Raw genomic sequence first — 7,897 nt, 5'->3', positions numbered from 1 at the left:
GCCCTGAGGCTTTCAGCTGCTCGACCAGGTCCTGGCCCGAGGGCTCGCCTGGGTTCTTCTCGTCGATCATGGTCATGATTCTTACCGTTCCTCTCGGTACGGCTTACACAGACCATCTGACACGCCCCAACGCCGGGACGGCTCGGACGAACAGTTCGTCGCCCACTTCCGGCAGAAGTACGACGACCACATGCCGGTCTGGGCGTTGACCGAGCTGCTGGAGCTGGGACACCTGTCGAACCTCTACCAGGGCATGCTTCAGAAGGATGCCGAGGAAGTCGCCACGGCCTTTGGGATCCCCCAGAAGAAGATGATGGGCAGTTGGCTGGCCAGCTTGAACTACGTGCGCAACGTGGCCGCGCATCATGCTCGGCTCTTCAACCGCAAGCTCCAGAACGCCCCGTCCCGGCCGGCGGCAGGCATGGTGCCCCTCCTCGACCATCTGCGGGAACCCGCCGCCCCCAAAGGGGACTTCGGCACCTACAACGCCTTGGCGATCATCGCCTACATGCTGCGGCCCATCGAGGCGGAGCGGTCCTGGGCGCCGCGCCTGGCCGAGCTGTTCCGCACCTTCCCCACATCGCATGCCCTCTCAGTCCAATCGATGGGTGTTCCGGAAGACTGGCACACGCTTGACCTGTGGCGGGGGTGAACTTCGGACGCGAGCTGAGGCCTTGGTAGCGGGTCGCAGTCGGTGGCGTGCATCGCTTCCGAATCTCCTCCGGCGGCCCGGGAGCGGGCCCATCCGGTTACGGGACAGGCCGACCCGGCGCCCTGAGAGGCTGTCTCGGATTTCGTGAAGGATGAGGGCAGTGATGAACTGTTCGGCTGTCAAGCTGGGTATGCCAGAAGCGACCCCCTGTCCCTCAGGGGATGGTGGGGGCGTTGTCCTGGTGTGAGGGCGAGGTCCTGATCCTTCAGAGGCGGCATGGCGGTCCGTCGTGCGGGGGTCAGATCAGCGGTGCGGCGCTCACGGACAGGTTGGTGCCCACACCCGTGGCGTTGAGGTAGACGACGGTGGTGCCGTAGCCGGAGACCGTGATGGACCGGTAGAGGGAGATGGCCGTGACGGCGGTCGAGCTGGCGCCCGTGGACCCGGCGACGCTGTAGGGGGACTGCCCCGTGGTGCCGCAGGCCTCAGTGCGGTCCAGGCCGAGCCGGCAGGTACCGTCGGTGCGTCCTACGGATCCGTTGGCCGGGACGGCGAGGCCGTTGGTCGCGTTGTAGGTCTTCCCGTTGTTCAAGGCGATCCGGGAGGTGCCGCCGTTGCTGGTGGAGGAGACGGATCCGGTGCGCACCCCGCAGGCCGCGGCCTCGTCGCTGAGGCGGAAGTCGAAATCGAGGGCCACCTGCTTGTTGGACAGCCTGCCGAGCGTCTCGTTGGTGATGCGCAGGTAGGTCAGGGTGAACGCCGAGGCTGGGAGGGGCTTGCCTGCGGTGTACCCCGCGCAGGAGGAGGCGGCCATGGCGGGCGCGGCCGTCGATGCGGCCACGGCCGGCACGGCCCAGGCGAGGCCGGTGGCTACTGAACGGCGGGAGATTTCCATGAGGGGTACTCCAGTTAGGGCACACAAAAGAATTCAGGTGCACACGATTAGGTTCGTGAAAGCAGGAGTGTTCGGCTACGGCCGTCGGTGCATCTGAGACTGCCGGGGTGCCGGGGTGTGGTCAGACCACCTGTCTCCTCAGAGTTCAGGTATGTTAAATCTCATGCATGCATCGCCATTGGAGCCTCGGATGACCGCCGGTGTGGATCGGCCGGCGGATGGCAAGGTCGCCGTGGAGAGGGTGGATCGCCCCGGTCGTCGGGGAATGCGGCTGCTGGGGCCGGCCTTCGTGGCGGCGGTGGCCTATGTGGACCCCGGCAATGTGGCTGCGAACCTGACGGCGGGGGCCCAGTACGGGTACCTGCTGGTCTGGGTGCTGGTCGCAGCGAACCTGATGGCCATGCTCGTGCAGTACCTCTCGGCGAAGCTCGGGCTCGTCACCGGCCGCTCGCTTCCGGAGCTGCTGGGGCACCGGTTGCCGCGCGGGCGGCGTTTGGCGTACTGGGTGCAGGCGGAGATCGTGGCCGCCGCCACGGATCTGGCCGAGGTGATCGGAGGGGCCATTGCCCTGCACATCCTCTTCGGTATCCCCCTGCTGGCCGGCGGGGTGATCGTCGGGGTGGTCTCGATGATCCTGTTGGGTGTGCAGTCCCGGCGCGGGCAGCAGCCCTTCGAGTTCGTCGTCATGGGCCTGCTGGCCGTGATCACCCTCGGGTTCGTCTCGGGACTGTTCTACGGGCCCATCTCCTGGGGTGAGGCCGTGGCGGGCATGGTCCCCCGGTTCGAGGGAACCCAGACGGTGCTCCTGGCGGCCGGCATGTTGGGGGCCACGGTGATGCCCCACGCGATCTATGTGCACTCAGCTCTGGCGCGTGACCGCCATCAGGGGGCCCACGCTCATCCGGGCACCCTTGGCAGGCTGCTGCGGGCCACCCGGTGGGATGTGGGGCTGTCGCTTCTGGTGGCAGGGTCGGTGAACATCGCGATGCTGCTGCTGGCGGCGGCCAATCTCTCCGGGGTCTCCGGGACGGACAGCATCGAAGGCGCCCACGCGGCGATCACGACCGCACTGGGCCCCACGGTGGGTGTCCTTTTCGGCGTCGGCCTGCTGGCCTCCGGGCTGGCCTCCACCGCGGTGGGCTCCTATGCGGGGTCGGAGATCATGGGCGGGCTGCTGCACTGGCGCATCCCTCAGATGCTGCGGCGGGTGCTCACGCTGATCCCCGCGCTGCTGGTCATCGCCTCCGGGGTGGACCCCACCTGGGCGCTCGTCCTCTCCCAGGTGCTGCTCAGTATCGGCATCCCCTTTGCCATGATCCCCCTGGTCCGACTGACCGGTGCCCGGGCCGTGATGGGCCGACACGCGAACTCCACGCCCCTGCAGACGGTGGCATGGGTGGTCGTGGCTCTGATCGTGGCCCTGAACGCCGTGCTGCTGTGGCTGACGTTGACCGGGCAGGGGTGAAGGAGGTCCCGCTATCGTGCAGGCCATGAGCCTCGACGAGATCACTCCGGTGGCCCAGGACTACCTCAAGGCGATCTGGTCCGCCACGGAGTGGGGAGACGCGCCGCTGAGCACGAAGAGCCTGGCCGCACGCATGGGCACCACCGCGCCCAACGTCACCGAGACGGTCAAGCGCCTGGCAGCCCAGGGCCTGGTCGAGTACCAGCCCTACAAGCCCGTGACCCTCACCGGGAAGGGATGCGAGCACGCGATCGCGATGGTCCGCCGGCACCGGCTGCTGGAAAGCTTCCTCGCCGCGAGCCTAGGCTACTCCTGGGACGAGGTCCACGCGGAAGCCGAACGACTCGAGCACGCCGCCTCCGACGAGCTGATCGAGCGGATCGATCAGATGCTGGGCCACCCCACGCACGATCCCCACGGCGACCCCATCCCCACTCCCGTAGGGCAGCGGGAGCGGCCGGCCCACGCGGTCCGCCTGGATGCAGCCGAGCCGGGGTTCTACCGGGTCCTACGCATCTCCGACGCCGACCCGCAGCGTCTGATCCGCTTCCAGCAGGCCGGAATCGTTCCCGACAGTGTCGTCGAGGTGGCCGAGGCCGGCCACTTCCGACTGCGCGTGGTCGCAGTCGGGCCCGTGGAACTCATCGAGACGGATGCGGCTGCCATCTGGCTGGTGCCGAGCTCGACTCGAGGATGAATCGTCCCCACCTTCATTGCGCAGCGGTGCCGCCCCGTCGAGAAGCAGGCTGTCCAAGGGGGTATACCCCTTTACACACCCCCCGCCCCCACGAGACCATCACGTCAGAGACGGTCCTAAACCGGGTCGTTGGACACAAGTGCCGGAGGGTCTTAGGCGTGGTTGGACAGACAGTGGCCTATGTGCGGGTCAGCTCGGCTGAGCAGAACCTGGACCGCCAGCTCGAGGCGGTGGGGGAGTGCGACCGGATCTTCGAAGACAAGATCTCCGGCAGCTCCCGCGCCAAGCGCGCCGGGTTGGCGGAGCTGATGCGGTACGTGCGGGAGGGGGACCTGGTGAAGGTCCCCTCCATGGACCGGTTGGGCCGCGACACTCGGGACCTGTACGCGATCGTGGATGAGCTCACCGCCAAGGGGTGTGCTGTGCAGTTCGTGTCAGAGCGGATCACCGTGGACAAGTCCGGCACCTCCCCGGTGGACGGGTTGATGTTGGGGATCCTGGCTGCGTTCGCTGAGTTCGAGCGCCGGCGGATCAAGGAGCGCCAGGCCGAGGGCATCGCCCTGGCCAAGGCTCGGGGCAAGTACGTGCAGGCCCCGAAGCTCTCGGACACCGACGTGGAGCAGGCGTGCGTGATGATCGAGATGGGGATCCCGAAGGCTGAGGTGGCGCGCACGTTCGGGGTGAGCCGGCAGACTCTGGGGACTGCCGCACGAATAGGTGACACCTGATCTGGCTTGCCCGCAGGGCGGCCTGGAAGGATGTTGCTGTGCCTGCTCCCTATCCCCAAGAGTTCCGTGACGACGTCGTGCGCGTGGCCCGCAGCCGCGAAGAGGGTGTGACGCTCGCGCAGATCGCCAAGGACTTTGGCATCCATGAGATGACCCTGTCGAAGTGGATGCGCCAGGCCGACGTCGAGGACGGCGCGAAGCCTGGGACAACCAAAGCCGAGTCGGCCGAGAACCGTGAGCTGAAGAAGCGGATCCGCCTGCTCGAGCAGGAGAACGAGGTCCTACGACGGGCGGCGGCCTACCTGTCCCAGGCGAACCTGCCGGGAAAAGGCTCTACCCGCTCGTGAAGGAGCTCGCCGCCGTCGGGATCCCCGTCGCGGTGACGTGCCGGGTGCTCAAGCTCTCCCGCCAGCCCTACTACCGCTGGCTGGCGGACCCTGTCACCGACGCCGAGCTGGCCGAGGCGTACCGGGCGAACGCGTTGTTCGACGCCCATCAGGACGATCCGGAGTTCGGCTACCGCTTCCTGGTCGATGAGGCCAAGGAAGCCGGCGAGGTGATGTGTGAGCGCAGCGCGTGGCGGATCTGCCGGGACAACGGCTGGTGGTCGGTGTTCGGGAAGAAGCGCGGCAAGAACGGGAAGAAGCCGGGTCCGCCGGTGCACGATGACCTGGTGGAGCGGGACTTCACTGCTGGCGGTTCAAACCAGCTGTGGTTGACCGACGTCACCGAGCACAGGACCGCCGAGGGCAAGCTCTACATGTGCGCGATCAAAGACGTCTTCTCCGGGCGGATCGTCGGCTACTCCATCGACTCGCGAATGAAAGCCCGGCTGGCCGTCCAGGCACTGCAGAACGCCGTTGCTCGGCGCGGGGATGTGGCCGGTTGCATCGTTCATTCGGACCGCGGGTCGCAATTTCGATCCCGGAAATTCGTCCATGCCCTCAACCGGCACGGCTTGGTCGGCTCGATGGGCAAAGTGGGTGCGGCCGGGGACAACGCCGCCATGGAGAGCTTCTTCGCCCTGCTGCAGAAGAACGTCCTCGACAGGCGGTCCTGGACGACCCGGGATGAGCTACGGATCGCGATCGTCACCTGGACCGAGCGCACCTATCACCGGCGCCGTCGACAAGCCCGTCTCGGGCGGTTGACCCCCATCGAGTACGAGACCATGATGAAGCCCGCCGTGACCCTCCCGGCATAAGACCCCACCTGTCACCTATCGGTGCGGCAGTCCCGGGCGATGATGCGGATACGCGTATCGCAAAAGCGAATATCCGTATCGAACCGTCAGGTCCGTGCCTTCTGCCGGACGACCTGGCGGTATCGCGTCGGGCTCGCTCCGACACACCGGCGGAACAGCCGCGCGGCGTGACCCCGGCTGTGCCAGCCGACCTCACGCATCGCCACCTCGATCGGCAGATCGGTCTCACGCAGCAACCGCGCCAGGTGCTCGGCACGCAGCGTCGCCAGGTATGTCATCGGCGTTTTCCCATAGGCGTCGACGAAGACCCGGCCGAGCTGGGACGGCGACAGGTGCACCGACTCGGCCAACTCCGCTAGCGTCCACCGTCGTGCTGGCTGGTCCCGCAGCCGGTCGGCTGCGGCACGGGCCTCGGCCCGCAACGGTGCCAAACGCCGGAGGGCAGGTGCGCCGAGGTAGGTGGCCTTGTGCTGGGTCGCGGACCGGCGCACCGCGGTCGTCTTCACGAACGGCGACACCACATCCAAGACGGCGAACAGCAAGGACTGCATCCGATAGAACTGCTCCGGTGCAGGCCCATTGAGGCTGAGCCGACCGAGTTCATCCAACCACGGCATCACACACGCGGCTCGGTCCTCGCCCAGCCGCAGCACCTGGGCGGCCTCCGCATAGCGGGCCGCGATGAAATCCTTGGCCTCCAGCCGGTCGGCCAACACCGCGGCGTGCTGCCAGAACACCTGATCGACCACATAGTCTCGATGCAGAAACAGCGTCGTGACCGTGACCCGCTGCTCCGGTTCGGCCCCGCACAGGGTGTTCGCCGCAAGCAGCACCACGTCCCCAACCCTGACCGGTCGCTCTCCGAACTCGCTGAACAACCACGCCGACCCGGCTCGCACGAAGATCAGCTTCACGCAGTCATACGCGATGGGATCACGCCGCCGGTGGACACTCTCCGTTCGCGCCACCACGGGAGAGAAGCCGTGTTCGGACACCCAGCTTGATCCACTGTCGTATCCCACTAGGAGCCCGCTGCCGGGGCGCCTGCCACAGAGTGCTTAGCCCGGGTATCACCGGATCGGACCGCCGCAGTATGTGCCTGAGATTCGCTGAGGGACCGCGCATCCGACATGACGCCACAGGCTCCTGATACCCAACCGGCTACTAGGCAGTGCATCAGTCGGGCTGTCGGGATGCCGCAAAACTGGCGATCGTTTCCGCCCTGAAGGAGCGCTGCGTGGGCGGGAGACGATGTGATCTACTGCGTTCCTCGCCAACCCAGGCGAAGCCCTCATGCAGTCGGCGCGTGGTTCCGGCGCCTTCATTTACCGTACTCATCGAGATCGGTCAGGCCAGTCACTATGGAAACCGTGGCCCTCGCGGGGAAGTGGGCATCGCTCAAGCGTTACCCGCCAGTCCTCATGAGTTCGCCGTCGCGGAACGGTGCGGCCTTGGTCTGCAACGCGCCTGTCGGCGCCATGCAGACGTCGACAGGCGCGGAAAGTCATCTGCCGTGCTCGCGCTGGTCGTACGAGCTTCCCGCGGCTACCGAGTGTCCATCGGTCGTCGAGCCCGGAGCGCACGGTCGCCCGGAGTTCAGGTCAGAACCTTGGCGGGTACCGAAATCGACCTGGGCGCGCCTAGTTTCGCCACGGCCCGGGCGGAGCATGCGCAGGCCGTTGAGGATGATCAGCGCCGCGCTGCCCTCGTTGAGGAGCAGGCCGGTGGTCAGGGACATCCAGCCGGCGAGGGCGGCGACGATCAGGATGGCGACGACGGTCAGGCTCAGGGCGATGTTGATCTTGATGTTGTTCCGAGCGCGGCGCGATAGTCGGATGGCGGCCGGGAGCCGGTCGAGCTCGTCGGCCATGAGGGCGACATCGGCGGTCTCTAGGGCGACGTCGGTGCTGGCGGCACCCATGGCGATGGCGAGGTCGGCGTTGGCCAGGGCGGGGGCGTCGTTGACGCCGTCGCCGACCATCGCGATCACGCCGTGTTTCTCGCGCAGCTCACGGATTGCGGCGGATTTGTCCTCGGGGAGCAACTCGGCGCGGTAGTCGTCTAGCTGTTGTGGGTCATGAGGTTCTTGCCACGGGGTACGGGCTGAGATGAGACGAGCGGGCCTCTCCGGGCGTGTCAGATGGTCTGTGTAAGCCGTACCGAGAGGAACGGTAAGAATCATGACCATGATCGACGAGAAGAACCCAGGCGAGCCCTCGGGCCAGGACCTGGTCGAGCAGCTGAAAGCCTCAGGGC

7 protein-coding genes and 1 pseudogene are annotated in these 7,897 nt (G+C 66.9%); 5 read left to right on the top strand and 3 right to left on the bottom strand.

What is annotated here, in order from left to right; translation table 11 throughout:
- Positions 1 to 151: 151 nt before the first annotated feature.
- Positions 152 to 652 (top strand): annotated as a pseudogene (locus J1M39_RS11240) (Abi family protein); the annotation flags it as partial.
- Positions 653 to 950: 298 nt separating this feature from the next.
- Here the strand turns inward: J1M39_RS11240 and J1M39_RS11235 are convergent.
- On the bottom strand, positions 951 to 1,547 hold the full coding sequence (locus J1M39_RS11235; RefSeq protein ID WP_036317467.1) for a hypothetical protein: 597 nt from the start codon (positions 1,545 to 1,547) through the stop codon (positions 951 to 953).
- A 190-nt stretch (positions 1,548 to 1,737) separates the two neighbouring features.
- On the opposite strand from J1M39_RS11235, the gene J1M39_RS11230 reads away from it, so the two are divergent.
- The 4 genes from J1M39_RS11230 to J1M39_RS11215 all read left to right on the top strand — a co-directional run bounded on the left by J1M39_RS11230 (position 1,738) and on the right by J1M39_RS11215 (position 5,641).
- Positions 1,738 to 3,012 carry an Nramp family divalent metal transporter gene (locus J1M39_RS11230; protein WP_206496802.1) on the top strand — a complete coding sequence of 425 codons (1,275 nt, stop codon included), beginning with the start codon at positions 1,738 to 1,740 and terminating at the stop codon, positions 3,010 to 3,012.
- Between the two features lie 25 nt (positions 3,013 to 3,037).
- A complete protein-coding gene (locus J1M39_RS11225; RefSeq protein ID WP_036317499.1) occupies positions 3,038 to 3,709 on the top strand; it encodes a metal-dependent transcriptional regulator in 672 nt (223 codons plus the stop codon).
- Positions 3,710 to 3,867: 158 nt separating this feature from the next.
- Entirely contained in the window at positions 3,868 to 4,437 is a 570-nt protein-coding gene (locus J1M39_RS11220) for a recombinase family protein (protein WP_206496801.1), read from the top strand.
- A gap of 38 nt (positions 4,438 to 4,475) precedes the next feature.
- Positions 4,476 to 5,641, top strand: a protein-coding gene (locus tag J1M39_RS11215; RefSeq protein ID WP_113914520.1) for an IS3 family transposase whose coding sequence is annotated in 2 segments (ribosomal slippage) — positions 4,476 to 4,760 and positions 4,763 to 5,641 — 1,164 coding nt in all. Because the reading frame shifts where the segments join, the coding sequence is not laid out codon by codon here.
- A gap of 86 nt (positions 5,642 to 5,727) precedes the next feature.
- Here the strand turns inward: J1M39_RS11215 and J1M39_RS11210 are convergent.
- Positions 5,728 to 6,612, bottom strand: a complete 885-nt coding sequence (locus tag J1M39_RS11210; RefSeq protein ID WP_328823266.1) for a helix-turn-helix transcriptional regulator — start codon at positions 6,610 to 6,612, stop codon at positions 5,728 to 5,730.
- Between the two features lie 533 nt (positions 6,613 to 7,145).
- Positions 7,146 to 7,685 carry an HAD-IC family P-type ATPase gene (locus tag J1M39_RS11205; protein WP_206496800.1) on the bottom strand — a complete coding sequence of 180 codons (540 nt, stop codon included), beginning with the start codon at positions 7,683 to 7,685 and terminating at the stop codon, positions 7,146 to 7,148.
- Positions 7,686 to 7,897: the final 212 nt, after the last annotated feature.

The organism is Micrococcus sp. KRD077 (assembly GCF_017168505.1).
Taxonomy (GTDB): domain Bacteria; phylum Actinomycetota; class Actinomycetes; order Actinomycetales; family Micrococcaceae; genus Micrococcus; species Micrococcus luteus.
Note: the sequence above shows the minus strand (reverse complement) of the source record. Positions and strands in the feature narration are given on the sequence as shown.

What these genes read in the sequence shown, in the direction of transcription:
- J1M39_RS11235 (WP_036317467.1), bottom strand. Translation starts at nt 1,547, where the DNA reads ATGGAAATCTCCCGCCGTTCAGTAGCCACCGGCCTCGCCTGGGCCGTG.
- J1M39_RS11230 (WP_206496802.1), top strand. Translation starts at nt 1,738, where the DNA reads ATGACCGCCGGTGTGGATCGGCCGGCGGATGGCAAGGTCGCCGTGGAG.
- J1M39_RS11225 (WP_036317499.1), top strand. Translation starts at nt 3,038, where the DNA reads ATGAGCCTCGACGAGATCACTCCGGTGGCCCAGGACTACCTCAAGGCG.